At 58.0% G+C, this 26,754-nt stretch carries 27 protein-coding genes; 10 read left to right on the forward strand and 17 right to left on the reverse strand.

The window, feature by feature from the left end; all coding sequences use genetic code 11:
• Positions 1-32 precede the first annotated feature (32 nt).
• Genes RDK48_RS04770 through RDK48_RS04780 form a run of 3 tightly spaced genes read right to left on the reverse strand, consistent with a single transcriptional unit; the run spans position 33 to position 1,579 of the window.
• A complete protein-coding gene (locus RDK48_RS04770; protein WP_298992855.1) occupies positions 33-680 on the reverse strand; it encodes a LysE family translocator in 648 nt (215 codons plus the stop codon).
• Positions 674-949 carry a GIY-YIG nuclease family protein gene (locus RDK48_RS04775; RefSeq protein ID WP_298992851.1) on the reverse strand — a complete coding sequence of 92 codons (276 nt, stop codon included), beginning with the start codon at positions 947-949 and terminating at the stop codon, positions 674-676. Before RDK48_RS04775 ends, RDK48_RS04770 begins: the two co-directional genes overlap by 7 nt.
• Positions 950-970: 21 nt before the next feature.
• Complete coding sequence (locus tag RDK48_RS04780; protein WP_298992846.1) at positions 971-1,579, reverse strand: hypothetical protein; 609 nt, start codon at positions 1,577-1,579, stop codon at positions 971-973.
• Positions 1,580-1,746: 167 nt separating this feature from the next.
• On the opposite strand from RDK48_RS04780, the gene RDK48_RS04785 reads away from it, so the two are divergent.
• Both RDK48_RS04785 and RDK48_RS04790 read left to right on the forward strand, forming a co-directional pair.
• Positions 1,747-2,421 (forward strand): tetratricopeptide repeat protein, encoded by a 675-nt coding sequence (locus tag RDK48_RS04785; RefSeq protein WP_298992841.1) that lies wholly within the window; start codon positions 1,747-1,749, stop codon positions 2,419-2,421.
• Positions 2,422-2,673: 252 nt separating this feature from the next.
• The gene (locus tag RDK48_RS04790; RefSeq protein WP_298992838.1) at positions 2,674-4,770 is read left to right on the forward strand and encodes a methyl-accepting chemotaxis protein; all 2,097 of its coding nucleotides are present in this window, start codon (positions 2,674-2,676) and stop codon (positions 4,768-4,770) included.
• 86 nt (positions 4,771-4,856) lie between these two features.
• Here the strand turns inward: RDK48_RS04790 and recJ are convergent, their stop codons facing one another.
• From recJ to RDK48_RS04825, 7 genes are all read right to left on the reverse strand, one after another.
• The gene (recJ, locus tag RDK48_RS04795; RefSeq protein ID WP_298992833.1) at positions 4,857-6,563 is read right to left on the reverse strand and encodes a single-stranded-DNA-specific exonuclease RecJ; all 1,707 of its coding nucleotides are present in this window, start codon (positions 6,561-6,563) and stop codon (positions 4,857-4,859) included.
• Between the two features lie 31 nt (positions 6,564-6,594).
• Positions 6,595-7,449 carry a tetratricopeptide repeat protein gene (locus RDK48_RS04800; RefSeq protein WP_034605299.1) on the reverse strand — a complete coding sequence of 285 codons (855 nt, stop codon included), beginning with the start codon at positions 7,447-7,449 and terminating at the stop codon, positions 6,595-6,597.
• Positions 7,450-7,468: 19 nt separating this feature from the next.
• A complete protein-coding gene (pyrF, locus tag RDK48_RS04805; protein ID WP_298992821.1) occupies positions 7,469-8,179 on the reverse strand; it encodes an orotidine-5'-phosphate decarboxylase in 711 nt (236 codons plus the stop codon).
• A gap of 172 nt (positions 8,180-8,351) precedes the next feature.
• On the reverse strand, positions 8,352-8,960 hold the full coding sequence (gene gmk, locus RDK48_RS04810; RefSeq protein WP_192111403.1) for a guanylate kinase: 609 nt from the start codon (positions 8,958-8,960) through the stop codon (positions 8,352-8,354).
• Positions 8,960-9,214 (reverse strand): DUF370 domain-containing protein, encoded by a 255-nt coding sequence (locus RDK48_RS04815; RefSeq protein ID WP_022658468.1) that lies wholly within the window; start codon positions 9,212-9,214, stop codon positions 8,960-8,962. The genes gmk and RDK48_RS04815 overlap by 1 nt, the downstream gene beginning before the upstream one ends.
• Positions 9,215-9,216: 2 nt before the next feature.
• Complete coding sequence (locus tag RDK48_RS04820; RefSeq protein ID WP_022658469.1) at positions 9,217-10,098, reverse strand: YicC/YloC family endoribonuclease; 882 nt, start codon at positions 10,096-10,098, stop codon at positions 9,217-9,219.
• 114 nt (positions 10,099-10,212) lie between these two features.
• Positions 10,213-10,473 carry a zinc ribbon domain-containing protein gene (locus RDK48_RS04825; protein ID WP_022658470.1) on the reverse strand — a complete coding sequence of 87 codons (261 nt, stop codon included), beginning with the start codon at positions 10,471-10,473 and terminating at the stop codon, positions 10,213-10,215.
• Between the two features lie 307 nt (positions 10,474-10,780).
• Here RDK48_RS04825 and RDK48_RS04830 point away from each other — a divergent pair, with 307 nt between their 5' ends.
• Complete coding sequence (locus RDK48_RS04830; RefSeq protein WP_192111406.1) at positions 10,781-11,362, forward strand: DJ-1/PfpI family protein; 582 nt, start codon at positions 10,781-10,783, stop codon at positions 11,360-11,362.
• Between the two features lie 126 nt (positions 11,363-11,488).
• Here RDK48_RS04830 and RDK48_RS04835 read toward each other — a convergent pair whose 3' ends face one another.
• A complete protein-coding gene (locus tag RDK48_RS04835; protein WP_298992806.1) occupies positions 11,489-12,961 on the reverse strand; it encodes a MiaB/RimO family radical SAM methylthiotransferase in 1,473 nt (490 codons plus the stop codon).
• Positions 12,962-13,020: 59 nt separating this feature from the next.
• On the opposite strand from RDK48_RS04835, the gene RDK48_RS04840 reads away from it, so the two are divergent.
• Complete coding sequence (locus RDK48_RS04840; RefSeq protein WP_298992802.1) at positions 13,021-14,136, forward strand: M15 family metallopeptidase; 1,116 nt, start codon at positions 13,021-13,023, stop codon at positions 14,134-14,136.
• A 120-nt stretch (positions 14,137-14,256) separates the two neighbouring features.
• Here RDK48_RS04840 and RDK48_RS04845 read toward each other — a convergent pair whose 3' ends face one another.
• The 6 genes from RDK48_RS04845 to RDK48_RS04870 all read right to left on the reverse strand — a co-directional run bounded on the left by RDK48_RS04845 (position 14,257) and on the right by RDK48_RS04870 (position 20,164).
• On the reverse strand, positions 14,257-15,525 hold the full coding sequence (locus RDK48_RS04845; protein ID WP_298992799.1) for an MFS transporter: 1,269 nt from the start codon (positions 15,523-15,525) through the stop codon (positions 14,257-14,259).
• Positions 15,526-15,761: 236 nt separating this feature from the next.
• A complete protein-coding gene (pgl, locus tag RDK48_RS04850) occupies positions 15,762-16,508 on the reverse strand; it encodes a 6-phosphogluconolactonase (RefSeq protein ID WP_022658474.1) in 747 nt (248 codons plus the stop codon).
• A 118-nt stretch (positions 16,509-16,626) separates the two neighbouring features.
• Positions 16,627-17,685: a translation initiation factor IF-2 gene (locus RDK48_RS04855; protein ID WP_298992795.1), complete on the reverse strand. Its 1,059-nt coding sequence runs from the start codon at positions 17,683-17,685 to the stop codon at positions 16,627-16,629.
• Positions 17,682-18,443 carry a class I SAM-dependent methyltransferase gene (locus RDK48_RS04860; RefSeq protein WP_298992792.1) on the reverse strand — a complete coding sequence of 254 codons (762 nt, stop codon included), beginning with the start codon at positions 18,441-18,443 and terminating at the stop codon, positions 17,682-17,684. Before RDK48_RS04860 ends, RDK48_RS04855 begins: the two co-directional genes overlap by 4 nt.
• Positions 18,444-18,636: 193 nt before the next feature.
• Positions 18,637-19,017, reverse strand: a complete 381-nt coding sequence (locus RDK48_RS04865) for a RidA family protein (protein WP_291442291.1) — start codon at positions 19,015-19,017, stop codon at positions 18,637-18,639.
• A gap of 208 nt (positions 19,018-19,225) precedes the next feature.
• Entirely contained in the window at positions 19,226-20,164 is a 939-nt protein-coding gene (locus RDK48_RS04870) for a bile acid:sodium symporter family protein (RefSeq protein WP_298992785.1), read from the reverse strand.
• Positions 20,165-20,364: 200 nt separating this feature from the next.
• Between RDK48_RS04870 and RDK48_RS04875 the strand changes: the two genes are divergently transcribed.
• From RDK48_RS04875 to RDK48_RS04900, 6 genes are all read left to right on the forward strand, one after another.
• The gene (locus RDK48_RS04875) at positions 20,365-21,813 is read left to right on the forward strand and encodes a sigma-54-dependent Fis family transcriptional regulator (RefSeq protein ID WP_298992782.1); all 1,449 of its coding nucleotides are present in this window, start codon (positions 20,365-20,367) and stop codon (positions 21,811-21,813) included.
• A gap of 363 nt (positions 21,814-22,176) precedes the next feature.
• Positions 22,177-23,157: a TAXI family TRAP transporter solute-binding subunit gene (locus RDK48_RS04880; protein WP_298992779.1), complete on the forward strand. Its 981-nt coding sequence runs from the start codon at positions 22,177-22,179 to the stop codon at positions 23,155-23,157.
• The gene (locus RDK48_RS04885; RefSeq protein ID WP_298992776.1) at positions 23,157-25,142 is read left to right on the forward strand and encodes a TRAP transporter permease; all 1,986 of its coding nucleotides are present in this window, start codon (positions 23,157-23,159) and stop codon (positions 25,140-25,142) included. The genes RDK48_RS04880 and RDK48_RS04885 overlap by 1 nt, the downstream gene beginning before the upstream one ends.
• Before the next feature lie 25 nt (positions 25,143-25,167).
• Positions 25,168-26,091 carry a dihydrodipicolinate synthase family protein gene (locus RDK48_RS04890; RefSeq protein WP_022658482.1) on the forward strand — a complete coding sequence of 308 codons (924 nt, stop codon included), beginning with the start codon at positions 25,168-25,170 and terminating at the stop codon, positions 26,089-26,091.
• Positions 26,092-26,140: 49 nt separating this feature from the next.
• Positions 26,141-26,533, forward strand: a complete 393-nt coding sequence (locus tag RDK48_RS04895; protein ID WP_192111415.1) for a PPC domain-containing DNA-binding protein — start codon at positions 26,141-26,143, stop codon at positions 26,531-26,533.
• Positions 26,534-26,550: 17 nt separating this feature from the next.
• Positions 26,551-26,736 carry a hypothetical protein gene (locus RDK48_RS04900; RefSeq protein WP_192111416.1) on the forward strand — a complete coding sequence of 62 codons (186 nt, stop codon included), beginning with the start codon at positions 26,551-26,553 and terminating at the stop codon, positions 26,734-26,736.
• The last annotated feature ends 18 nt before the right edge of the window (positions 26,737-26,754 follow it).

Below are 26,754 nucleotides of genomic sequence, written 5' to 3' on the forward strand. Positions count from 1 at the left end.
TAAAGTTATAAACGAGCGGCCCGCGTTACGCATCAGCGCCCGGTGAGCAGCAGGGCAGAAGCCAGCCCCACAAACACGCAGCCCGCCACGCGCTGCATCATGATCTGCCCGCGCTTTGAACGGTTGAACCATACGGCCAGACGGCCCCCAAGGGCGGCCACAGTCCAGAAAACCACGATGGTAGCCAGCATGAAGAGCCCGCCGAGGCTCAACACCTGCAAGGCCACGCTGCCGCGAGCGGGGTCGCAAAACTGCGGCAAAAAGGCCAGAAAAAAGAGTGAAACCTTGGGGTTGGTGACGTTCATCACTATTCCCCGGCGATAGAGCGTCATGTAGCCGGGGAAGTTGCTGCCAGTGCTGCTGGCGGCTCCATCTGCCACATCGGTTGTGGATGCCCCGGCGCGAAACGAGAGCCAGGCAAGCCACAGCAGATAGCCCGCGCCCGCTACTTTGAGCAGGGTAAAGGCCAGAGCCGAGGTCTGAAAAATGGCGGCAACGCCCAGCGCAACTGCCGTAGTGTGAACACACAGGCCCGTAACAAGCCCTAACGTGGTGATTATGCCAGCGCCAACACCAAAAAGAGCTGACTGGGTGAGCACAAAGATATTGTCCGGCCCAGGCGCAATGCCAAGCAGCAGGGCGGCGGCAAAAAAGGCCATCATTGCATCCGGTGTCAGCATGAAACACTCTCTCCAGCAAGCAGAAATTGTAGTTTTTGGGCGCGCGGGCGTGATTTGACGGCCAGCTCAAGCCGTAACGCATCGCCTTTGCAGCCGCAGGCCCGGCTGGCAATGAGCCGCACGGGCCGCCGCCCCTGCGTGTAGCGCGCCCCGCCTGGAACCTGCCCATTGTGCTGGCCCAGACGGCGCTCCATATTTGTGGTGATGCCGCAATACAGCGTGCCGTCAGCGCACTCCAGCAGGTAGACTAGCCAAGGGCTGTCAGTCATTGCGCGTAACCTCGGCGCGGCTCAGTCAAAGGCTCCGGCAAACCAAGCCGTCAGCAGGAAGGAAACAGCCCAGTTGCCGATGCGCCATGTCCACGGATTGGGCAGGCGGCCCGTGCTGAACTGCCGCAGATCGCGCATAACGCCCATGACCGCGCCTAATATATGGAAGAAGATAAAGCCGATGCCCGCAAGAAAACCAAACTGGGCAAGGCAGACCATAAAAAGGGCAAAGGTCACGCTGGCAGCAAGGCAACCTGTCTGGTCGTTGCCGCCCATCCACACGCGGCCAAGGTTCATGCCGCCTAGGCCTCCGGACTGACCGAAGGTTCCACGGTAGAAAAATCTGCTACGGTACTCTTGACGCCCCGACTCCGCTTGGCCTGAACCTGTGCCCGCTCTATCCTCATAGGGGCCGAAGCCGGAGGCACTATTCCACCCGTTGCCCTGCGCTCTGGCATTGCCTTGCCCAGTAGCATTCTGGCTGGCATTGCGGGGGTCTTCGTGGTCGTGCAGAATTTCCACATCAACCACACGCGGCGCACCCGCCTTGTCCGCACCGCCCTGGGGCAGTGCAGCCTGTTCAGAGGTGTCGGGTTGGTCGTGTCGCGGGCCGTTTGGGGGAACAATCATGCAAAATCTCCTCGGAGCGCAACAAAAGGTTGGGCAAGCCCTGCGCCTGCTGTGTTTGTGCCTTCTGCCAGCTACGGCGTCAAGGGGCGGCCTTGTCATCCTCCCTTGCCAGTACTATTATATAGATTGCACCTCCGGCAACATGCTCGGACGCAAAGGAGACGTTTATGAAAAATTTAGGTTCTGCAATCCTTTTGGCCGCAATGCTGACTGTGGGATATGGAATGATCAGCACGGTTCAGGCGAGTCCAGCCAAAAACACCGAACAGACGCTGGATGAAGCATGGACTGCGTACAATATCGGACAATATAATAAAGTTGTGAAGATGGTGCAGCCTCTGGCCAGCGATGGCAATCCCCGCGCTCAGGTACTGCTGGGACGCTGTTATGAAAATGGCCTTGGCGTACCTCAGGATATGGAAACCGCCGCCAAGTGGTTCCGTTTGGCTGCGGAGCAGAATTACGCCGAAGCGCAGGTGCAGTTGGGCTATCTGTACGAACTTGGTGCCGGGGTTCCCAAAAACGATACCGCAGTGGTTGATCTTATGAGCCGCGCCGCCAATGCTGGCAATGCGGAAGCCCAGTTCAACCTTGCGCTTTATCACAGCCAGGGGCGGTATGGCTTTGCCAAGGATCCGGATCAGGCCTTTGTCTGGGCCAAGCGTTCTGCCGATCAGGGGTTTGCGCAGGCGCAGCGCTATGTGGGCGCATGCTATGAATTTGGCGTAGGTGTGCCTGTAAATCCGTCAGAAGCCGCTGCGTGGTACAGCAAGGCCGCAGCTCAGGGGCTTGAAAAGGAAGGCAATATCTTTAACACAGAACGCGTATACACCATGCCGTAACCGGTAACGCTTCTTTATTGCAAGACGATGCCCCCGAGTTATCTTGACCGGGGGCATCTTGTTTTTTTGAAAGCAATCACGAAACAGACTCTGCCCATTGCCATAAAGATCAGAATCGTTCATGTTGAGGTATCCGTTAGTCTTGGCTTGTACAGGCATGAGTGCGCTTTGCCCTATTGCATATCCGAAACATGACGATAAAACTGAAAACTACTCCTTTTTCAGAACGGGCGTCAGGTACCGGGAGGCACTATGAAGCTGGGTCTTTTGACGAAGATGTCGCTGTACATTCTTATTCCATCCATGCTTGGTCTGGCCCTTGTGGCTGGCATAAGTCATCGTATGTCTGAAGACGCATTGCGAAAGCAAACCCGCCAGGATATTGCGGCCATTCTGAAAGGTCAGGAAGTGGGCCTGAACGCAGTCTTTGTATCCATGAAGGAAGCCCTTGCCCAGATTGCCGAAAATCGTCGTCTTCGTCTCTTCCTTGAAGCTTATGCCAATGGCGCTCCCATTGACCACAACAACGAGCTTTTTCTCCACGCCCATGACGCTCTCAAGAACTTTACCGATGTGAACAGCAATATTGCCACATGTGGTCTTATTGCTCCTGACGGCAAAGTCATCATGCACAGCAAAAGGGGCGATACGCAGAAGTTCAGCAGCACCATTGGCGAAGATTTTTCAAAGCGCGTCTATTTTATCAACGGTATGAAGGGACAGATCAGTTCTGTCGGGCTGGTCAGCGTGGCCACCAAAAAAATGACCACCATCATCGGCATGCCCGTTAAGGATAAAGGCAAGATCGTAGGCGTTATTTACGGGGGCACAGACAACGACAAGCTGGCCGAAGCCACCACAAACAAGATTAATCTTGGTGAGGTGGGCTTGGCTTTTGTTATCAATACGGAAGGCGTGATTGTACAACACCCCGACCTGAAGCGCATCGGGCAAAAAGCAACAGGCTCGGCCTGGGTCGCGGAAGTTCTTAAAAACAAAAAGGGCCGTCTTGAATTTGTGAATGCTGAAGGGCTTGAAAAGATTCTGTATTATACAGATATGCCCGATGAAGGCTGGATATTGTGTCTGGAGCTGGACAAAACCCTTCTTTACGAGCCCATCAGCGATATGCTGGTCAATAATGTGCTGACGGCAGTGGCTTGCGCCCTTGTGGTAGGTATCGTCATCTTTTTGAGTGTGCGAAGTATCGTGCACCTGCTGGGCGGGCTTTCCGGCATTGCCGAGGCCATTGCTGGCGGCAGGCTCGAATGCTCCACGGAGGAGGAGCGGCTGCTGCGAACCTCTGAAAAAAGAGGCGACGAGTTCAGCGTACTTTCATTTGGCATGGAACGCATGATGGGCAACATCAAGCGCCTGCTGGGCGAGAGCGAGGAAAAAACCGCTGCGGCGCATAAGGCCACAGAACAGGCCCGTCAGGCAACGGAGCGCGCAGAGCAGGCCGCCATTGAGGCGGAAAATGCGCGCAAAGAGGGCATGCTTGCTGCTGCGGGGCAGCTTGAAGGCGTGGCGGATATTCTTGCTTCGGCTTCGGCGCGGCTTTCCGAGCAGATAGGGCAGTCAGAGAAGGCTGCCTCCGAATCCGCGCAACGCCTTACCGAAGCGGCCACAGCCATGAATCAGATGAACGCCACGGTGCAGGAAGTGGCACGCAATGCTTCGGCTGCTTCGTCCACATCCGAGGAGACGCGCAGCAGCGCTGAAAATGGTTCAAGCATTGTGCAGCAGTCCTTGCAAAGCATAGGACAGGTGCGCGAGATTTCGCACGGGCTCAAGAGCGACATGGCGGAACTGAATGACCACGCTCAGGCCATTAACCGCATTATGAACGTGATCTCTGATATTGCCGACCAGACCAACCTTCTGGCCCTCAACGCCGCCATAGAGGCCGCGCGTGCGGGCGATGCCGGGCGCGGTTTTGCCGTGGTGGCTGACGAAGTGCGCAAGCTGGCAGAAAAAACCATGGCCTCGACGCACGATGTGGGCAATGCCATCAAGGCCATCCAGACCAGCACGGCCAAGAGCGTGGATGTTATGGAAGTTGCCTTGCGGCAGGTGGAGGTTGCCTCCGATTTCGCCGGGCAGTCTGGCGAAGCGCTCACCCACATTGTCGACAGTGTGGAGCTTGCGGCAGATCAGGTACGCGCCATTGCCACCGCCAGCGAACAGCAGTCTGCCACCAGCGAAGAAATCAACCAGACCATTGTGAAGATCAACGATATTTCCATGCAAACCGCCAGAGCCATGGACGAAGCCGCTCAGGCCGTGACGGATCTTACGCGTCAGGCCAAGGCCCTGAGCGATTTGATTGCAGAAATGAAGCGGGGATAGCGCGCCTCACATACTGAAGAAGGGGCAGCCCGGCTGATTGGTGCCAGACTGCCCCTTTATGCGTTTATTACAAGAAGGCTGGACGATCAGGCTGGCCGCCAGTCCTTGATGGCAATATCCACCGAAGCGATGCCGTTGTAGGTGTCGATACGCGGGGTGTAGGCCACAAGAATGTGCTTGTTGATGAGGGAGGCGGGCAGTTCGTCAGCCATACGCCAGGCTTTTGCAGAAAGGGTAATGCCGCTGGCGCTGTCCGTCAGGCGCAAAAGCACATGTTCCCTGCTGCGCCCAAGAAAAGAGCGTTCCTTGACCAGCAGCGGGGGCGACTGGAATACCGGCTCGGGATTGCCGGGCCCAAAAGGTTGCAACAGTTCAAGTTCCTTGAGAAAGTTGTGATCACCTGCCAGCTTGAAGCCCAGCTCGCATTCCAGTGTGATGCTGGGAAGCAGCGGGTTGGGGCCAAGCACTTCTTCCGCCACAGCGTCGAATCGGGCGCGAAATTCCTCCAGCCTTTCCGGCGCAAGGCGCACCCCTGCCGCCTGACGGTGCCCGCCAAAGTTCAGCAGGCAGTCTGCCGTGCGGGTCAGACCGCCGTGCAGATCAAATTCGCGCACAGAGCGGCCCGAGCCTTTGAGGCTGCCCTGATCGTCGCATACGATGATGGTGGGGCGGTAGTAATCTTCCACAATGCGCGAGGCCACGATGCCCACGATGCCGGGGTGCCAGTCCTTGCCGTAGAGCACAAGGCCTGCGCGCGGCCCGCGCGACAGTATGTCTGATGCCTGCGCCTTGGCTTCTGCGTAGATGCGTTCTTCTTCCTGACGGCGGGCCAGATTGAGTTCGTCCAGCTCCTGCGCCATGCCTGCGGCGGCAACGTGATCTTTTTCGCGCAGCAAGCGCAGGGCCAGCTCGCCCTTGCCCATGCGCCCAGCTGCGTTGATGCGCGGCGCAAGGCGAAAAACCGCCTGTCCGGCGCTTAACGCCGCCGCAGCGTTCATTCCGCTGGCAACTTTCAAGGCCGCCATGCCGGGTCGTTCCGCCCGCGCAATGCGGGCAAGCCCGCCGCGCACGAGCACGCGGTTTTCTCCGGTGAGGGGCATGACGTCCGCAAGGGTGCCAAGCGCCACCAGATCAAGGCAATCGCCCATGTTGTGCTTTTTGCCCGTATGCGGGGCAAGGGCGGCGTTGACGCCCCCCATAAGGTAAAAGGCCACGCCCACGCCAGCAAGGTGCGGGCAGGGCAGATCTTCTGCGGCGAGGATGCGGGGGTTGCAGATGGCGTGGGCAGGGGGGAGTTCTTCGGGCGGCAGGTGGTGGTCGGAAACCACCACCGTCATGCCAAGCTCCCGAGCGCGCTGCACTGCCTGCACGTCTGAAATGCCGCAGTCCACCGTGAGCAGCACGCCGCAGCCCTGGGCGGCCAGCGCCTCAATATGCGGCACGTTAAGGCCGTAGCCCTCGCTGCGCCTGTCAGGAATATGCCAGTCCGCGTGGATGCCGTGGCTTTCAAGCACATCCAGCACCAAGGTGGCGGCTGTCACGCCGTCCACATCATAGTCGCCCCAGACTGCCAGTTTTTTTCCGGCCAGCAGTTCAGATGCCAGCAGGCTGGATGCTTCGGGCAATTGGGGCCAGCGGTCAGGGGGCGTGAGCGAATCAAGCCGGGCGGACAAAAAGGCGTCCATGGCATCCCTTTCGGAAAGGCCACGCCGCCAGAGAATCTCAAGAAGAAAGGGCGAGATGGAGAGAGCATCTGCCCATTGCCGGGGCGGCGTGGGGCAGATGTTTTGCATAGGCTCGCGGATCAGCCAGTTTTTCAAAGCGTTAGCCCGCCGTTTTGGGTTTCTGCGCGGCCCCGTTTTGTGCGGCCTGAAGTGCGGCGCGTACACCTTCTAAGCGGTCGGCGGGTACGAGCTGTTTCTGAATAAGCCATGCCAGAAATTTGAGCGAGGTTTCGTGCCGTGGGGCCAGCTCAAGCGCTTTCAGCAGATAATCAACGCACTGGCCGATATCCTTGAGTTCAAGCAGCACGCGGGCCATGTTCATGTACAGGTTTTCGTCAGTGGGCGAAAGTTCAAGAGCGCGCTGGTAGTATTCAAACGATTCCTGCAACATCTTGCTTTTGCGAAGATTGATGCCAAATTCATTGAACAGGTGCTTGTGCTCTGGCTCGAATGCGGCTTCGAGTTTTACCAGGCGCTGAAAAATGTCCTGCGCCTTGGCGTTGTCGCCCCGCTCAAGATAGGTCAGCCCAATGCCAAAGTTGGCCCGCACGTTTTCTTCATCGACCTTGAGGGCGCGCGTGTATTCAAATTCGGCGGCAAAGTTTTCGCCATTTTCGCGATGTTCGTCGCCGTTATCAATGCTGCGCTGCATCTCCTGCATTTTGGGGAAAACGGAATTGAGGTAAAATTCCGGCTCGGGCGAGAATTTGGAAATAAGCTCGTCCAGGGTGATTTTGCGCTTGGGGCCGCTGGGCACATAGTTGGTATTGAGCGGCTGGCAGTCAATTTCCTTGCCGTGCTGCTCTATGAACCAGAAGGTTTTTTGCACGGTCTTGCGCGTGGTCGTGCCAGTACCCACCCTGCGGACTTCCTGAGTGGAGAAGACCCCGCGAACATCGGTTTTTCCGCTGTTGTGGGAATCGCCTTGCGCGCTTTTGGGCGTTTGACCGGCCATGTTCATCCTCAATACTTCTTTATGTGTGCGAGGAGGCCATTTCCTCCGTAATCTGCCGGGCCATTGCCAGCGGGTCCGGCGCAGCCGTGATGGGCCTGCCCACAACCAGATAGTCAGCTCCTGCCGCAATGGCCAGAGCGGGCGTCATAACGCGGCGCTGGTCGCCAGCGGCGGAACCCGCAGGGCGGATCCCGGGGCAAAGGCAGCGCAGGCCGGGGCAACTGGCCTTGATGGCTGTAGCCTCATGCCCTGAGCAGACCACGCCGTCAAGCCCCCACGGCCCCGCCTGACGGGCCAGAGCCAGAGCAAAATCGGCGGGCGAGGCCTCGATGCCGGGCATTTCGCCGGGCGCAAAACTTGTAAGCACTGTCACGCCAAAGAGCAGGGGGCGCTGCCCGGAAACCCCGGCTGCCGCCTCTGCCGCTGCGCGGCACATGCGCTCGCCACCCTGGCAGTGCAGGGTCAGCATGTTTACCCCTGCCGCCGCCGCAGCTTTGACAGCCTGCGCCACGGTGTTGGGGATATCGTAGAACTTCAGGTCAAGAAAAACGCTGAAGCCCATTGCGGACAGTTCTTCCAGCAGGCCGGGGCCTGCATGGGTGAACAGCTCCATGCCCACCTTGCACCAGGGAACCGTGCCGCGCAGTTTGCGCGCCAGCGCGAGTGCAAGCTGTTTTTCGGGCAAATCCAGAGCTACCGCCAGTTGCGGCCTGTGCTGCTGCGTGGGCATGTTGCTTCCTGTGCTGCTGCTCGCGGCCAGAAATCCGGCTGTACGAACAAAATATGCGGTTTCAGGTCTTTTGCCCCAACACGCATGCCGTGCTGCGGCGGGGGCGTATCATTCTTGCTGGCGGTCTGCGGAGCAGCCCACAGCAGAATCTGTCAGTACCGGTCAGCGCGCATCAGCGGTTGAGAATTTCATCCAGCAGGTGCGGATTGCGCGCAGGTGCAAGCCCCGCAGCCACATACACCGCCCGCAGGGTATCGTACGCCTGATCCAGATTGTCGTTTACAATAACAGAATCATACCAGCGGGCCTGAAGAATCTCTGAGCGCGCGTTGACAAGGCGGCGCGCAATGGTTGGCTCGTCATCCAGCCCGCGCCCGCGCAAACGGTTTTCAAGCTCGTGCAGGCTGGGGGGCAGGATAAAGGCAAACGTGGCTTCCGAAAGGGAAAGCTTGAGCTGCGCCGCGCCCTGCACGTCAATGTCAAAAAGCACGTCCTGGCCCTGATGCAGCTTTTCCTTCACCGGTGCCAGCGGTGTGCCATAAAAATTGCCGTGAACCTCGGCCCATTCTGCAAAATATCCCTGCACACGCCGCTGCTCGAATTCTTCGTGGCTTAGAAAAATGTAGTCCTTGCCGTCCACTTCGCCCTGACGCGGTTGCCGCGTCGTGCACGAAACCGAGTAGCCAATATGCGGAAATTCCGCCAGCAGGCGTTTGACCAGAGTGGTCTTGCCTGCGCCAGACGGTGCGCTCAGCACCAGTGCTATGCCTTCGCGGGGCATCAGTCCCCTTCCTCTTGCGCAAAGCGCTGACTGATTGTTTCCGGCTGGATGGAGGAAAGTATGACGTGGTTTGAATCCGTCACCAGAATGGAGCGCGTTTTGCGCCCCTGGGTGGCGTCAATGAGTCTTCCCTCAGCCCTCGCGTCTTCACGAAGGCGTTTCATGGGCAAAGATGCAGGGCTGACAATGCCCACAACCCGGCCCGCCAGCACATAGTTGCCAAAACCAATATTGATAAGACGTTCGCGAGGCATGCTTATTCCAGATTCTGAACCTGCTCGCGGCATTTTTCCAGTTCGTTTTTAAAATCAACCACCATGCGCGAAAGTTGCACATCAGGGAGCTTGTTGCCGCAGGTATTGATCTCGCGGAAGCACTCCTGCAAGGTAAAGTCGAGCCGCCGTCCGGCATCGCCGCCGGTTTGCAGCAGGTCGTGCAGGCGCGCCAGATGCGTGTTGAGGCGCGTGAGTTCTTCGCTCACATCCAGGCGGTCTGCCAGAATGACGGATTCCTGCAAAAAGCGGCCTTCTTCCAGCTCCTGCCCGTTCTGGGACAGGGCCTCGCTCAGGCGCTCACGCAGGGCATTGGCGCGTTCTTCCTTGATATTGGGGGCACGGTCTGCAATGAGGCCTGTCCATTCTTCCATGCGCAGTATGCGGGAGTGCATGTCGGTGGCAAGGGAGCGGCCTTCGGCGGAGCGAGCCTCGTTCCAGTCTTCCAGCGCAAGGGCCAGACCTTCTTCAAGGCAGCGGGCGGTGTCTTCGTCCAGCTCCTCGCCGCTGTCGCCCCAAAGGGAAGGGATCTGCAACAGCGCGTTGAAGTCGGGAACATAGGCCTCGCCGCGAGCATCAGCCAGTGCCTGCAAATTATCAAGCATGGCTGCTGCCTGCACCATGTCAAACCGCATGGCAGGGGTGTTGCCCGGCGCATACTGCAAGACCAGGCTCACATCCACGCGCCCGCGCGATGCATAGCGCCGCACCACTTTTTCAAGGCGCGGTTCAAGGCTGCGTATAGAGAGAGGCAAACGCCACTTGAGGTCAAGATGGCGACTGTTGACGCTTTTAACCTCCCACTGCTGGGTGGTGTAGTCGTTTTCCACCAGGCAGCGGCCAAAGCCGGTCATGCTGCGGAGCATAGCTTCCTTCCTGCTAAAGATATGCGTCAGTGTAGAGCAAGGGGCTTGCGAATGCAACAAATGCCCTTGGCCCGGCGCTGCGGGTATGCATTTTTTATTTTTAAAATCAGCGTATTATGCCTGCGATCCGCCGGAATTTCCGCTGCAGCCGCCGCAGCCGCCGCCAGCCGCGCAGGAGGGGGGCATGCCTTTGCCCATAGGACGCACCGGGCCGGGCTTGTAGGGGAAAGCCCCGGTTTTCAGCGGGCTGGGTACGCACATCTGCTTTTCTGTGGCGGGGGAGCTGCACTTGGGGCAGGCGGGAACTTCGTCGCCAAAAACGAGATCTTCAAATTTATTGCCGCAGGCCGTGCAGACAAAATCGTACATGGGCATGATTATTCTCCTGATTCGTTGCCAGAATGAAACCCTTGCGGTGGCATACCGCAACATGGGGGCGCCAGAATAATTACTGTTGAAAATGTTCTGAAGCTTGCGCAGGCCGCTGCGGTCAGAAAGCGACCAGCCTCCCAGGCGCGCAATTGTGCGGGCCTGGGGGCGTCAGGGGCTTGCCCACATGCTTTGTGTGCATATATAAGTATATATACGGTCAAGGCAAGGGCGGTGTTTTGCCGCCCGGCCGCCGCGCAACAACCGGTCTTGGCGACCGCGTTAACGGGCCGCTCCCCGTTTGGAGGATCATATGAAAAAAATTCTGGTGCTGGCTGGCGACTATGTTGAGGATTATGAAATCATGGTGCCTTTCCAGATGTTGCAGATGCTGGGCTATGAAGTGCATGCCGTCTGCCCCGGGAAAAAGGCCGGAGAAAGTGTGCGTACGGCCATCCATGACTTTGAGGGCGACCAGACCTATTCTGAAAAACGCGGACACAACTTCGGTATCAACTACGATTTCGACAAGGTAAACACTGCTGACTACGCAGGGCTTGTTATTCCCGGTGGCCGCGCCCCGGAATATCTGCGTCTGAACCCCCGCATTCTGGAAATCGTGCGCGAATTCAACGACGCCAAAAAGCCCATTGCCGCCGTGTGCCACGGCCCGCAGATTCTTGTGACGGCTGGCGTGCTGAAAAACCGCAGTTGCACTGCCTACCCGGCGGTCAAACCCGATGTGGTGGACGCCGGGGCCACTTGGTGCGATTTTAACGAAACACTCACCAGCGCCACTGTGGACGGCAACCTTGTTTCTGCCCCCGCGTGGCCTGCCCATCCCGCCCTGATCGCCGAGTTTGTTAAGCTGCTGGGCGCGAAGATCAGCATCTAGCCTGCTTGCGGGGGGCCTGTAAGGGGTTCACCGAAAGAGCAGCACAGGTTTATACAGATAAAAGAAAAGGAGAGCCATGCTCTCCTTTTCTTTTATGAAGTGCACAGCGACACAGCGACACTGCATTTATTTTTGCTCTATCAGCTCCACCACCAAACCTTTTTCGGTAAGAGCCACGGGCCGTGCGGGCAACAGCCCCGTATCAGCGCCGGGTCTTTTGCCTTGTGCGGGCAGGCGGATGGAGCAGGCGGCGTAGTATTCATTCACGCCCTTCACGGAGTTTTTCTTGGTCTTGCCCGCAGATTCCGGTGCGGGTGCCGCATCCGTTGGGGAGTCCGCAAATGCCTGCGGATTGTCCGCAGCCACCAGCATGCGGGGCAGTTTGAGTTGCTCTGCCAGAAATGCCTGATGCTTGCGGGCCACGGCTTCGCGCAGGCGAGCCGCGCGCTCAAGCTTGAGGCTGTGGGGAATCTGCCCGTCAAAGCGGTCTGCCGCCGTGCCGGGCCGTCGTGAATAGGGGAACACGTGAGCGTAGCTCATGGGCAGGCGGTCGATCAGCTCCAGCAACTGGCGCATGTCGTCTTCCGTTTCGCCGGGAAAGCCCGCGATAATATCCGCGCCCAGGCCCATGATGGGCCAGTGCGAGGCCAGAGCGCTCACGGCATGCTCCAGCATGGCCGGGGTGTAGTGCCCGCGCCCCATGCGTTTGAGCACCGCCTGACTGCCATGCTGCAAAGAAATATGCAGGTGCGGGCAAAGCATGCGGCAGGCAAGCAGGGCGTCCAGCCCTTGCTGATCGAGCTGACCGGGTTCCAGCGAACTGATGCGCAGGCGGGCCTGCCCGGCAAATTCCGGCGCAAGGGCAGCGTCAAGCGTGCGCAGCAGATTCCAGAAGTCGCCCGTATCCGTGCCGCGTCCATACTGGCCCAGATTGATACCTGAGACCATGATTTCCGCATGGCCTGCCTGCAACAGACGGCGCGCTTCGGAAACAATTTCATCCACCGGGCGGCTGCGCGGTTTGCCGCGCGTAGAGGGAACAATGCAATAGGTGCAGCGGTGGGCGCAGCCATCCTGCACTTTCAGTACCGGGCGGGCGCGTTTGAAGGCGGAAATTTGAAACGGCGGAAAGGCCTGCGGACTTGTCTGCGCAGCGGTCTGCGCAGGGCTTGCTACGGTAATTGTGGCCGCAGGTGTGGTAGCCTCCAACACCCCGGCGGGTGAGGAGATGCCCTCGCCGTCAAGGTCGGCCCATGGGCCATGCAGCAGGCGGCTTTTTTCTTCCTGCGGCACCAGCAGATCAGGGGCGGCCCAAATGGCGCCGGGGCGCGGTTTATAATCGGCAAACAGCCGTGCCGCGCAACCGGTGAGAATCAGGCGCGAGGACGGAGCCTCCCTGCGCAGGCGGAACACGGCATTGCGCGCGTCCCTTTCGCCTTTGGAGGTGATGGCGCAACTGTTGACGCACACCACATCCGCCTCGGCAGGGGCGCTGCATTCCACGCCGCCCTGGGCAAGCCAGGCTTCGCGCAGTGATTGGGTTTCGTACTGATTGACCTTGCAGCCGAACGTGACCAGATAAAATTTCCAGGCAGACATGGCGCAGATGTACGCAAAAGCGCTTGCCTTGACAAGCCAGGGGCGGCTAGGGTGCCTTCATGCCAATATTGCTGCTTTTTATTTTTTTGTGCTGTGCCCATGTCGTACATGCCGAGACGGCTACGTCATCCAGTGCGCCCTCCAACGCGCCCGCAACTGCGTCTGCCAATGCAGCGCCTGCAAGCGGAGCCACCGGGGCGGCAGTTGCCAACGGCCTGATTGACGCCGCAGATCTGCCCGCAGGGCTTGATGATGCCGCGCAGGTAGATTTTTATTGTCTGCGGCGGGCCTATCCGCAGATTACAGGCATGACGACGGACGCGCAGGGCCAGTGGCTGGTGTTTAACGATGGCCGCCGTGTGCTGTATGACGCTGCGCCGGGTGCGGCCCCCTTGGCGGGTTCGCAGGAATCCGAATGGGTGGTGAGTGTGCGGGCGAGCATGGCTGAGCCCTATCCACTGGAGCCGCAGCGGCCCGATACTCCACAGGGCGTTTCGCCGGGGCGGCGGCGCTCTTATGATCTGCTGCAAGCCCTCTACGGCTCCACGCCCAAGGCTGTTGGGGGGCATCTGGTCCAGGCCCGCCTGCTGGGGCAGCATCTGCATCTTTCACCCGCAGCGGCGCAAGCCATGAACAGGGCAAACGCCAATCTTGCCCCGCAAGCCGCTCAGGAGCCTCGCCTGAAAACCCTGCTGAAAATGGACGGCGGGTTCGCCTGGCGGCGTATTGCGGGCGAGAACCGCCTGAGCCCCCACGCGTTTGGCATTGCCTTTGACATCAGTCCCGGCATTGCCACCTACTGGCGCTGGAGCAAACTGCGCCCGCACCCCTTGCAGCAAAGCTATCCCTCCGCCATTGTGGCAGCCTTTGAAAACGAGGGCTTTATCTGGGGCGGTAAATGGCACGAATATGATCTGATGCACTTTGAATACAGGCCGGAAGTCATCTGCAAGGCCCGCGTGTGGCAGGGGCAGGAACCTTTGCCCAAACAGGATATCCAGCAGGAATCCGTACAGGAGGCAGCCCCGGATATTGCGCGGAAGCCCGCGCACAAGACAGTACGGAAGTCCGTGCAGAAGCCGGAAAAGGCCGAAACGCCGCCTTCAGAGCAGCAACCCGCCAGTCCTGCTGTGGAGGCAAAGCCTGCTGGCGACGATGCAGCCATCGCTCCGTAAAACAGGCAGAAAGGACGTTTTCCGCTCATACAGCTTGCAGGTTGATAATAAAAAGCTCCTTGAAAAAGGAGCTTTTGCGTTTCAGCTTTGCTGCGCTTGAAGGCGTGGAAGGGGCTGAGGCTACTCGTTTGTACTGGGCGCGGCGCGGTCATGCAAAGACTCGGAGGCCACGCACTCCAACTTGTTGCGGGTTTCCGGCATGGTCAGCCAGAGAAGAAGAAATGCCACGCCCGCTATGGCAGCCAGGGTCAGGAATGCAGCATCGTAGCCAGCAGCTTGCACCACCATCCCGGCCAGACCCGCACTGAGCGCAGCGCCCAGACCAAACACGGTGGAAAGCGCACCCAGGCTGACATTAAAACGGCCCGTCCCCTGCGTGAGATCCTCAACCACTACCGGAAACAACACCCCAAAGATGCCCGCTCCTATGCCGTCCAGCAACTGCACGGCCACCAGCCAGTATGAGTTGTCGGATAACACATAGAGCAGGCCGCGCAACGGCAGAATTAGGAATCCCGCCATCAGCAGGGGTTTGCGGCCCCACTTGTCGGCCTTGAGGCCAGCCAGCAGGGCCACGGGCATCATGACCATCTGCGCGGCCACAATGCAGGCGGATGTGAGCGGCGTGGCCATTTGCAGGTTGACCAGAGAGAGCTTCTGGCTCACCAGCGGCAGCATGGCCGCATTGGCCAGATGGAACAGGGCGCAGCACACGCCAAAAAGCAGCAGAGGGCGGTTGGAGAGTAGCACCCGCGCCCCGGACGGTTGCTGGTGCCTCTTTGCCGAGCCGGGGGCAAATCCGCGTGCCGCTTCATGGTCAATGGCCTGTGGCGAGACCATGCTGACGGAAATCACGCTGCCAATCGTCATCACGGCCATCAGGTAGAACACTGCCGTGGGGCCGTACAGATAGGCGAAGCCGCCAGCCAGAAGCGCAGCGCAGGCATTGCCCGCGTGATTGAAAATTTCGTTGCGCCCAGTGCGGCGGGTAAAAGCCTTCGGGCCCGTGATGCCGAGGGAAATGGCTGCAATGGCCGGAGCAAATATGGAACTGGCGGCGGCGCTGGCTGTTTGCGTCAGTGCCACTAAACCGAATGAACTAACCCACGGCAGCAGCAGGCAACTGCCGGTGACCAGCAGTGCTGCAACAACCAGGGCAGCCCGTTTTGCGGGTATCCGGTCGATCAGCGCCCCGGCAGGCGTCTGGGCCAGCAGTGCCGCAACTCCGGAAAGGCTCATGGCCAGCCCGATAGCCGCAGGCTCCCACTTGTGCACTGCAAGCAGATAGATAGCCATATAGGGGCCGAGTCCGTCGCGGACATCGGCAAGGAAGAAATTAAGCCAGTCCAGCGAAAATTCGTTGCGGCGGTCTTTGCAGGGGAGGCTCAAATTAATGCTCTCTGTTGGCCGTGATACGGGCGGGCTGTGGCCACAAGCTGCAAGCAGCCATATGCTGGAGGAGTTAACTCATCTTGGGGCAGTTTTGAAAAATTGTATAATGATTGCAAAGAATCTTGCTGTATTTGATGGAATGCGCAGGAGCCTGCATCTGCTTGCCGGGGGGATCAAATCAAAACCACCCGATGGCGGGTGGCTTTGATTGAGATATCCGTGAATGGGGTGGCTTACACGCCTCGGGCGGCGGCTTCGTCCACAACCCAGATCAGTTCGCCAAATCCGGGGCGCACCTTTTGTGCGGGCAGGGTGGGTTCGGCCAGCAGGTTGAGCGCGCGCGAAAGCACATCGTGCTTTTCCTTGCCGGTCACGAGGAACATGCAGCAGCGGGCGTTGTTGATGACGGGCAGGGTGAGCGTGAGGCGGTCGGCCTTGCGTTCGGGCACGTACTGGTCAATGACAAGGCGCTTGCGCTCGGCAAGGGCGGGCGAATTGGGGAAAATGGAACCCGTGTGGCCGTCTTCGCCCATGCCCAGCAGCATAAAGTCAAAGCGGGGCAGTTCCTGCGGGCCGAGATTGAATTCGGCGCGGATCTGCTGCTCGTATTTGACGGCGGCTTCAACGGGATCTTCCTCGCCGCGCATGCGGAAAAAGTGCATGGCAGGAACCATGCTCAGCAGTTCGCGGCGCGCAAGCCCGTAGTTGCTGTCAGGATGATCAGGGCCAACGCAGCGTTCATCCACCCAGTAAAAGGTCATTTTGTCCCAGGGAAGACGGTCGGCCCAGTCTTTGCCCGCCAGCAGGCGGAAAAGTGGCGTGGGGGTCTGCCCGCCAGAGAGTGCGATTCTGAAAACACCCCTGTCGGCGATGGCTTCTTCGCAGGCTGCCGCCAGAATGTGGGCGGCGCGTTCGGCCATAGCGGCAGGATCTTTATGGATATGCACCGTAAGGTGTATGGAACGGCTGAGGCCCGACATTTTGCGGCTCCTTGAGTTTATGTAGGCTGGCACGGGCGTTGTGCGGCCCGCCAACCGCAACACTATGACACATTCACCTGCGCGAGAAAAGGGCATAGTGGACAGGTGACTGTGAAAACTACTGAAATTCTTCCAGCAGATCAGGCGCTATGGCAAAGTGCAGCATCTCTCCATTGGCGAGGCCCAGAGTCTTCCACGAAGCTTCGCAGGTGAGTTTGCGTGCTGCCACAATGGATTTGCCAAGCGGGCTTGTGCCGTCAACTTCAATTGTCCATCTGCGTTCAAACGTATCACCCGGGAATGTGGGCTGCACGGCATTAAGAAAACGCTGCATCAGCTCCTTGCCGTCCGGCGCAAAAATTTTGACCGAAAGATCCACGTTGTTGACGGGGATAGTGCTGATGTTCTTACTTTGTACGTCCACCACAACAAGAAGCGTCTTTCCGTCTGAAAGCAAACCTGCGCTGGCTGTGCAGGCTTTGAGAGGAAGTGTCTCTTCCATGCGTTTTTTTATCTTGGCATTTTTGTCAAGAAGCAGTTGCCGTTGCGCGACCATGCGCTCCATCTGGAACTCGCGGTACTGGCGAACCAGCTCCTCGGCATTGACCATGTCGTCCAGCTTCCAGCCTTCTGGGGTTTTGTCCATGCGCAGCAGCACTGAAAACTGTTTGTTCAGCACGGGGTGGCGAATCTGCGCGGCTATCAGCGCTGTATTCTCCGTGGGGTTCTGCAAGGTCATGGTTGTAAAAAACTGGGTAAAAAAGTTTGGCGGCAAAACATACAGGGGGCTTCTGAGGCGCACCAGTTCGTCGGTTTCTTCCTTGAGGGGTTCTTCCTTGACGCGCGCCTGCTTGAGCAGACCAACCTGAATCATGTCGCTCAGATCACGCAACTGGTTTGGCCCTTTTTTTAAAAAGGGGTAATGCTCTGCAATGGCTTTGGCCAGGGGCAGGGAAATGGCGTCAAAGTTTATGCGTTGCGCCAGTTCTGTGGGTTTGGCCGGGTGCAGGGCGTCCTTTATCTGCGCAAAGGCAAATTCGGCAGTCTGCCTGTACTGGTAGTACCGCCAGCCGCTGAATCCGCCCACCGCCGCCAGAATCACAAGCAGCACTGCGGCCAGCGCCAGCAAGTGTTGGCGTATGAATGCCACAAAGGGGGCAATAAAGGGCAGGTTCATGGCGCTTTCCTCTCTGTGTCGGCAGCCTTGGCCTGAGATTTGTGGCCGCATTCCAGAACAGGCTCTGCGCGGCGCATGCGCCTGCGTCCGAGCCGTAAAGGCAGCGGCGTGACCGGGCGGGATTTTGCCATGTCGATACGGATAATGCCCCATGCTCCCATGGGCAGCCAGGGCAAGACCCTGTTGCAGCCGGAAAGGGCGCACGATGCATTCCATGTGCCCTGCGGCCCGGCAAGCACGCTTGCCCCGCTGATGCGGCCAGCCGAAAGGCTCCTGAGCGTCCGCCATATCTGCCACCAGCAGAATGTCGGGCCGGGCCATGCGGTTTTACGGCCGCCAAGCAGGTGGAGCATAAAGGGAAGCGAAGCCGAGTTCCAGAATGTGAGGGCAAGGCCTGCGGAGGCCACGCGCAGAGATTCGGCTATGGCCTTGCGCGTGCTTTCGGCGCTGGGTGAAACAAGGTGCAGTACAACCCAGTCAAATTCGTCATCATCAAAGGGCAGGTGATCATCAGCGGCGGCCAGCACCTCGGCGCGGTCAGCCATGTGGCTTGCCTCGGCCCGCAACTCGGGATTGTGCTCCGTGGCGGTCATGTCAAAGCCGTATTCCCACAGCAGGGGCAACAGTTCGCCGCGTCCGCAGTTCACTTCAAGCAGGGTGCGGCCACGGCGAGGCCAGGGAGCAAGGCAGTGCTGCACAAGCTGCTTCTGCATATGCAGGGCATACTGCCCTGTGATATCCGACTGTCGGTCATCCATACCGCGCCTCGCATTTGCCGTTAATCTTCTGCATATTCCACTATTTTACAGCATCTGTAAATCGACAAAGCGCCTTGATGCGGCGGTGTTGCCGCGTCGCCAGGGCACAAACAAACCGCAACGCGGCTGCTTGCAAACAAGAGCCGCGTTGCGGTTGAAGACCGGGCCATGCCGCCCGTATTGCCGTTAAAAATTACAGCGCGGCAATGGCCTCAATTTCAACCTGCGCGCCAAGCGGCAGCTTGCTGACCTCAACGCAGGAACGCGCGGGGCAGGGGGCCGTGAAATACTTTTTGTACACTTCGTTAACAGCCGCAAAGTTGCCCATATCGGTGATGAACACGGTGGTTTTGACCACATTGGCGGCGGTCAGACCCTGTGATTCCAGCAATGCCATAACGTTTTTACAAGCCTGTTCCGCCTGAGCGCTCACATCACCTTCCACCAGCTTGCCTATGGCGGGGTCAATGGGAATCTGGCCGGAAAAGAAGAACATGTTGCCGGTCTTGATGCCCTGGCTGTAAGGGCCGACTGCCCCGGGGGCCTTGCTCGTGCTGATGACTTCCTTGCTCATGGCGCTTCCTTCTTCAAGATTGCTGGTAAGGGTTGAAGGTACTAGGCCGTCGGCCTGCTGCAAGCCTGCGCATGGTTAGCCAATGGCATAACCTGCCAGCGGCGGGCGGCTGCGAACAACTTGGCACAGCCCCGCGCCGGAGTCAAAGCCCGGCAGTTCGTGTGAGGGGCGTTCTGGCTTGGTGATGCGGCTCTGCTCCGGGATTCGGTTACTGGTTCGGTTTCAGTTTTTTGCCGTGAAAATAGTTTGAAACCAGCGCGCCAGAAATATTCTGCCATACGCTGAACAGCGCTCCAGCAATGGCTGAAACCGGGGAAAAATGCGCCAGTGCGAGGGCAGTAGCCAGACCGGAGTTTTGTGTGCCGACCTCAAAGCAGAGGGCGCGGCAGCGGGGCTCATCAAATTTCCAGATGCGGCCCACGGCATAGCCAAAGGCCAAACCCAGCAGGTTGTGGCACACGACTACCAGAAATATGTCGGCGCTGGCCTCAAGGATGCTCCGGGCATTGATGGCCATGATGCCAGCCACCACAAGGGTAATGGTAAGCGCCGAGACCGGAGGCAAAAAGGGGATGGCCCGCTCGGTAAGCCTGCCGCAGTAACGGTGCGCAGCAATGCCCAGAATAACCGGGATCACCACGATTTTAAGGATGGAAACGAACAGGCCTCCCATGTCTACAGGAACCCACACGCCGCCGAGCAACCATGTGAGCACCGGCATGAGCGCCAGTGCAACAACAGTTGTCAGCGAGGTGAGCGCCACGGAATACGGCACGTCACCTCTGGCAATAAAGGTCAGCACATTGGAGGCGGTGCCGCCGGGGGCCGTGCCCACAAGGATGACCCCCATTGCCAGATCAGGCGGCAGGGCGAACAGATGGCACAACGCAAAGGCCAGCAGCGGCATGCAGCCGAACTGGGCCAGCAGGCCCAGCAGCAGGGCGCGCGGCTGGGAAAATACCAGACTGAAATCCTTGAGCCTCAGGGTCATGCCCATGCCAAACATGATGCACCCCAGGAGCGGCGTAACATGCGGGGCCACCCAGCGGAACAGCTCCGGTTTCCATAAGGCCAAAGCCGAGCATGTCAGAATAAGCACACCCATATAACGGGTGAGTGCATTGCCAGCGCGCTGTAAGATACTCAACCTTTGTCTCCTGTTGCGCGGTTTTCTGCCGCGATGGTGTGAGGCGCATACTGGCAGAGAGAGTACCCCGTTGCAAGCAGGCAAGGCTTGCACTTGGCCTGGGCAAAAGGTATCGCTCAGGTACTTTCAGGTGCTGATTCGTCGTGGCGCGCCATGCGTTCTGCATCTTCCGGACAGTTTCATACCCAAGAGCAGCAGGAATGGCAGAACTTTCCAGCCTTATGCAAATCCAGCCTTTTGTGCAGGCCTACGTGCTTGCAGTTGCTTCCATTCTGGACGCGCCCGTTACCGTGGTTGACTGCAATCTGGTGCGCGTGGGTGGCACTGCGGAATATGAGTCGCTCATCAGCCGGAAGATCGCGCACAGTGCTTTTTTCGACAAAGTATTCAAGACCGGCAAGCCAGCCTTTGTCAAAAACGTTCAGAAGGATCAGGCTTGCAGTGTGTGCGCCAACCGCGAGAACTGCAATGAACTCGCCGACATGGCCTACCCCATCTTTTTGAACAACAAGGTGGCTGGCGTTATTGGCATTGTTGCGTTTAACGAGGACGAGCGTGGGCGGCTGCTGGGGAATCAGGAAAAGCTTCAGGAATTCCTCAAATATATGAGCATGCTGATTGAAAGCAAACTTGTCACGCAGCAGCATTCGCGCATTCTTGAGCACCAGCTTGATGCGGTCGTAAACGGTGAACGCAAACAACTGGAAGAAACCCCCCTGCTGGGCAACAGCGCTGCCATTCGCGATATTCTGGCCCTGGTGCAGAAGATCGCCGCATCGGATTCCACCGTGCTTATCAGCGGCGAAAGCGGCACCGGCAAGGAGGTGCTGGCCCGCACCATTCACAGCATGAGCGGGCGCGGCAAGCGGCTGATGACGGCTGTAAACTGCGGGGCCATCCCTGAAAATCTGGTTGAGAGCGAACTGTTTGGCTACGAAGAAGGCGCATTTACGGGCGCCAGAAAAGGCGGAAGCATGGGCAAGTTTGAACTGTCCCATGAAAGTACCCTGTTTCTGGACGAAGTGGGCGAGATGCCCTTGCCCGTGCAGGCCAAACTGCTGCGCGTGCTTCAGGATAAATGCGTGCAACGCGTGGGCGGTTCTGCGTCCATCCCGGTGAATGTGCGCATTGTGTGCGCCAGCAACCGCAATTTACAGGAAATGGTCGCCCAAGGGACCTTTCGCAACGATCTGTACTATCGCCTGAATGTCATCCCCATCCATATACCGCCCTTGCGTCAGCGGCGTGTGGATATCCCCGTTTTTATCGAGAGTTTTCTTGCCCGCTACCGGCGTGAGCTGCGCCGCGACATACGCGGGCTTGACCCAGTGGCTTTTGACGCATTCATGGGCCATGACTGGCCGGGGAATGTACGTGAATTGCGCAATATCATTGAGTATCTTGTTAACGTTGTTGAAGGCCCACTGATACGGGCCAATGATTTGCCGCAGCATTTTTTTGCCAGGCGGTCAGGAACATCGTCTGCAACAACGCTCAAGGAAATGCTCGCAACGCACGAAAAACAGCTTTTGGAGCGCCTGATCGGCGTAGCTGCCAGCACGGAGCAGAAAAAACTTCTGGCGCAGCGTCTGGGCATCAGCAGCGCCACATTGTACCGTAAACTGCAGGAATATAATCTGCTGCATTAGTTCCGCGAAATAATACAGCAGCCAGCATCGTCTTTTCAGACCGTTTCTATACGGTTGCGGCAAGTTCTTTCTCGAATTTGAGAAATCTATTCTCATATTTGAGAACGCAATAATGCCTTGAAATGCTAACTAATTTAACTATATTTGTTCTTAGTGTTTTCAATTTTGCATCTGGCAGCTCTCTGCCCCGATGTAGGTGAGGGCATTAAATGCTAGAGACGCAAGGTCTGGGAGTGGGTATATGATTTTGGTATAAAATTTGATAGGGTGCTAACGGTTATGCCCCCCCCAGAGTATTGCCGAGACCAGCGACGCTGCCGTGCCTGACTAAGGGCCGGAATAAACCGTATACAGGAGTATGCTATGAAAAAGGGTTTGATTTCGCTGTTGGTTGCCGTAGTTATGCTGGCGGCTGGGCTGGCCCAGATGCCCCAGGCGGCGGAGCTGAAAACGTTTACCATTACCTCCGGCCCGCTTGGGGGCGATTTTTACGCCCTTGGCGGTGTTATCGGCGAGGCTGCACGCGGGGTCATGCCCGGCACTACCGTGAGCGTCAACACTGGCGGCTCGGTGGAAAATCTGCTGAAGATTGATGCGGGCAAGGCTGATCTTGGCACAAGCATGATCAAGCTCTATCAGGAAAGCCTCAAGGCCGAAGGCGTGTTTGCCAACCGCAAGCCCGTGCAGAATGTAAAAATCATGATGTATGTGGCGCCCATGCCCATGAGCTTCTTTCTTGTGCGTGAGGATTCCCCCTACACCTCCATTGCGGATATTGCCCGCACCAAGCCCAAAATCCGTCTGCTGACCTCCAAAAAAGGTTCCTCCCCTGCTGTTGCCTCTGAGAACATGCTCAAGCAGTACGGTTTCTCGTTTGAAGACATCAAGGAATGGGGCGGCTCTGTGAGCTACGTTTCCTATGCGGAAGCCTCCTCCCTTATTCAGGACGGCCACGCGGACGCCTATGTAGGCCCCATCGTTTCGTCCATCAACGAGCTGATCACCACCGTCAAGATGAAGCTGCTGCCCATTGATCAGGCGGTTCTCGACAAGCTGAGCAGCGATGGCTACATGACCTACACCATCAAGGCCGGGCAGTATTACTTTATCACAAAGGATACGCCGCACATGGCCGAAACCGTGGTTTTGCCCGTAGGTGCGAACCTGCCGGACGATGCCGTGTACGCCCTGACCAAGGTGCTTTGCGAAAAGCCCGAGATGATCCGCAATGTGCACCAGACCTATTCGGTCTTTGACCCCAGCAAAAGCGCTGATCATATTGCCGTGCAATACATTCACCCCGGTGCCCTGCGTTATTACAAGGAAAAGGGCTGGGTGAAATAATGGCTTCTTCCGAGCAAAAGGACGCCACAGGCGCGTCAACCAAGGTCAATCTGGCCCGCAGCGCTGTGGAAAAAGAGCTTGCTGGCGAAGCCAGCAATGACTTTGGCGAAGTAGCAGGCCTGCAGGGTTTTGCCAGGCTTGTGCAATACCTCATATTCTTTGGCTGCCTGCTGTTTGCGGGCTACCATTGCGTCACCACCATTTTTGGAATGCCGGTGGCCTATGTGCATCGGCCCATCCACGTCATGTTTGCTGCATCACTGGCCTTTCTGGTGTATCCATCAAGCAAGAAGCGCGGGCCTGCGCCCCTTGATCTCGTGCTGGCGCTGGTGGCTCTGGCGGCTTTTGCGCTGCCAGCCATTCAGGCGGACCAGATTGCGGAACGGCTGGTCATGGTTGACGACCTGACCCTTGGCCAGACCATCAGCGGCATTACTGCCCTGGTGCTGGTTCTGGTGCTTATTCAGCGCGTTGTAGGCATGTCGTTGCTGGTGGTCTGCCTGCTGTTCCTGGCCTATGCGTTGTGGGGGAACCATATCCCCGGCATGCTCGCGCACAAGGGGTTTTCGTGGAACGAAGTGGTGGATTATCTGGGGTTCGGGCTTGAGGGCCTGTATTCTTCAGCCATCGGTGTTTCGGCCACCTATATTGCCGCCTTCATTGTTTTTGGCACCTTTCTTGAGCGCTGCGGCGCGGGCGATGTGCTCATGGATCTTGGCCGCGCGCTGACGGGGCACTATCGCGGCGGCCCTGCAAAAATTGCTGTTATTACAAGCGCCTTTTTTGGCACCATTTCTGGTTCGGCAGCTGCCAATGTTTACGCAACGGGCGCGTTCACTATCCCCATGATGAAAAAGGCCGGGTACAAACCTGTGTTTGCCGGCGCTGTGGAGGCTGCGGCCTCCACTGGCGGGCAGATCATGCCCCCGGTCATGGGCGCAGCCGCATTCCTGATGGCGGATACGCTGGGCATACCCTATCTTGAGGTGTGCAAGGCGGCGGTGATCCCGGCCTTTCTGTACTTTTTCTCCATCCTTATGATGGTGGACTTTGAGGCTGCCAAGCTGGGCCTTTTGGGGGTTCCCAAGGAGGAACTGCCCCGCATGAAGGATGTTGTCAAAAGACTCTATCTTCTGCTGCCCATTGTGGTGCTGCTTGCGATCATGATGAGCGGCTACACGCCCTTCAGGGCCGCGATGGCCGCCGCTGCGTCTGCCGTGCTGGTTTCGTGGGGCGATAAAAAGTTTGCCATCGGGCCGCGCCGTTTTGTTGAGATACTTTCCACCGCTGGTCGTCGCATGATCCTGATTGCGGTTGCCTGCCTTGGCGCGGGTATTGTTATCGGCGTTGTGTCGCTAACAGGCGTGGGGCTTAACCTCGCCTCGGTGGTTATTTCCATATCCGGCGGCAGCACCATAGTCGCACTGATTCTGATCATGCTTGCCTCGCTCCTTATGGGTATGGGTACGCCCACCACCGTAGCCTATGTGCTTGTGGCGACCCTGGGGGTTCCCGCCCTGCGCGAGCTTGGCTTCAGCGTGCTTTCTTCGCATTTCTTCGTGTTTTATTTCGGGGTGATCTCAATGGTTACTCCTCCGGTGGCCGTTGCCGCTTACGCTGGCGCGGAAGTGGCGGGCGCCTCCATGATGCGCACGGGCCTGATCGCCTCGCGCCTGTGCAGCGTGGCCTTTATTGTACCGTTCTTCTTCATGTATGATCCGGCTCTGCTCATGCAGGGCGAGTGGCCGAACATCCTTCAGGTTTTTGTTACCGCCACCATTGGCACCATTGCCCTGGCTGGCGGCATGGAACGCTGGTTTTTCCGCCCCATACCGCTGCCGGTGGCCCTGCTGTTGATTGTGGGCGCGTGTCTGCTGATTATCCCCGGTACCATTACAGACATGATTGGCCTTGGCATTGTGTTTGTTACCGGCGCATATTGTAAAATGAGCAGCAAGGCCGTGCAGGCCCGTGCTGTTGCCTGAGGCAGAGCATTAAAGGAGATTGAAGATGGGAAAGTTGATTTATCCTGAAGGTTCCTGGGTAGCGATTGTTACCCCCTTTACCGAAAACAACACCATTGACCTTGGTGTAATGCATGATCTTGTGGATTTTCACGCCGCCAACGGCACCAGCACCCTGCTGGTGCTGGGTTCCACCGGCGAACCCACAACCCTGACCATTGAAGAAAAAAAGACCGTCATCAAGGACATGGCCCGCTACTGCAAGGGCAAGATCCATGCGTTTTTTGGCGTGACCCATGGCGACACCGAAAAAACCATCGAGCTTGCGCGCTACGCGCAGGAGCAGGACGCGGACGGCATCGTTGTGGTGGTGCCTCCCTATCTGTGCCCGGATCAGGCATCCGTGCTGGAATACCTCATTGATGTCTGCCTTTCTGTTGATATCAGCGTGGGTCTGTACAACAACCCCGCCAGAGTCGTGGCCAACGTCAATGCGGAAACAGTCATCACCCTGTTCAATTCCGTGCCCAACCTGGTGGCCGACAAGGAAGCCATGCCCAACGTGGGCCAGATTGCCACCATTCAGGAAGGCACCCATGGCGAGCTGCCCATTCTGTGCTGCGATTCGCCCGCCTATGCCCTGACCCTGCCCGTGCTGGCCTTTGGCGGCGCGGGAACAGCCAACGTGACGGGCAATATTCACCCCCGCGCCATGGCTGAAATGTCCCGCCCCTGGAAGAATTTTGAAGACGTGCAGCGCACCCGCAGGATTTACAACGAGCTGCTGCCCATCATGGAGGCCTGCTACGCAGCCACCAACCCTGTGGCGGTCAAGACCTTTGTGCGCCTGCTGGGCTTCCCTGTCGGTCACTGCAAGCGCCCCATGCGCGATGTAAGCCCCGAAATTCAGGAAGGCATGAAGTGGCTGATTGAAGAATTTGAGCTCAAAAAAATCTACAACCTCAAGTGATGCCTCGTAGTTACAGCTTATAACGATCGCGGCAAACATCGAGGATTTCATGCAAGTAACCGAACTGACCCAGCCGAAATGGTACAAATTGCGCCTTGGCCCAGGCTCTGACCTGTTTCAGGGACTGCGGGATTTTTTTGAGCAGCAGAAGCTTGAACGGGCCTTTATTCTTTCAAGCATTGGCTCCCTTGAAAAAATTATCTGCAACTATCCAGTAACCTGCACAACCATGCCGCCGCCGGTGAAATCCAAAACCATTGAAAAGTTCTTGGAAGTCAACGGCATCACAGGCGAAATGTGGCGCGAGAACAATCAGGTGCGCGTTCACCTGCACGGCTCTGTAACCCACGAGGGCGAAACGCTTTTTGGGGGCGGCATGGCCGATGGCGCCAAGGTGCTGGTTCAGGTTGAGATGGTGGTCATGGGACTGCTGGAACAATAAATTTCTGGAGAAAGATCATGCCTTTTCTTACCTTTACCTGCGAACACTGCAACAAGGTATCTCACCGTTTTCTGCGCCCCTCGCAGGTGCGCGGCACGGTTCTTTGCCCCCATTGCAAAAAGCCCATCACTTCGGGCGGCAAATCTGCATCCGGTTCGCCAGCGCCCGCCAGCGGCCAGCAGGTAACCTGCGCCAAACTGTAGGCGCGTACATTCTTCATT

The sequence above is a fragment of the uncultured Desulfovibrio sp. genome (genome assembly GCF_902477725.1).
Lineage (GTDB): Bacteria > Desulfobacterota > Desulfovibrionia > Desulfovibrionales > Desulfovibrionaceae > Desulfovibrio.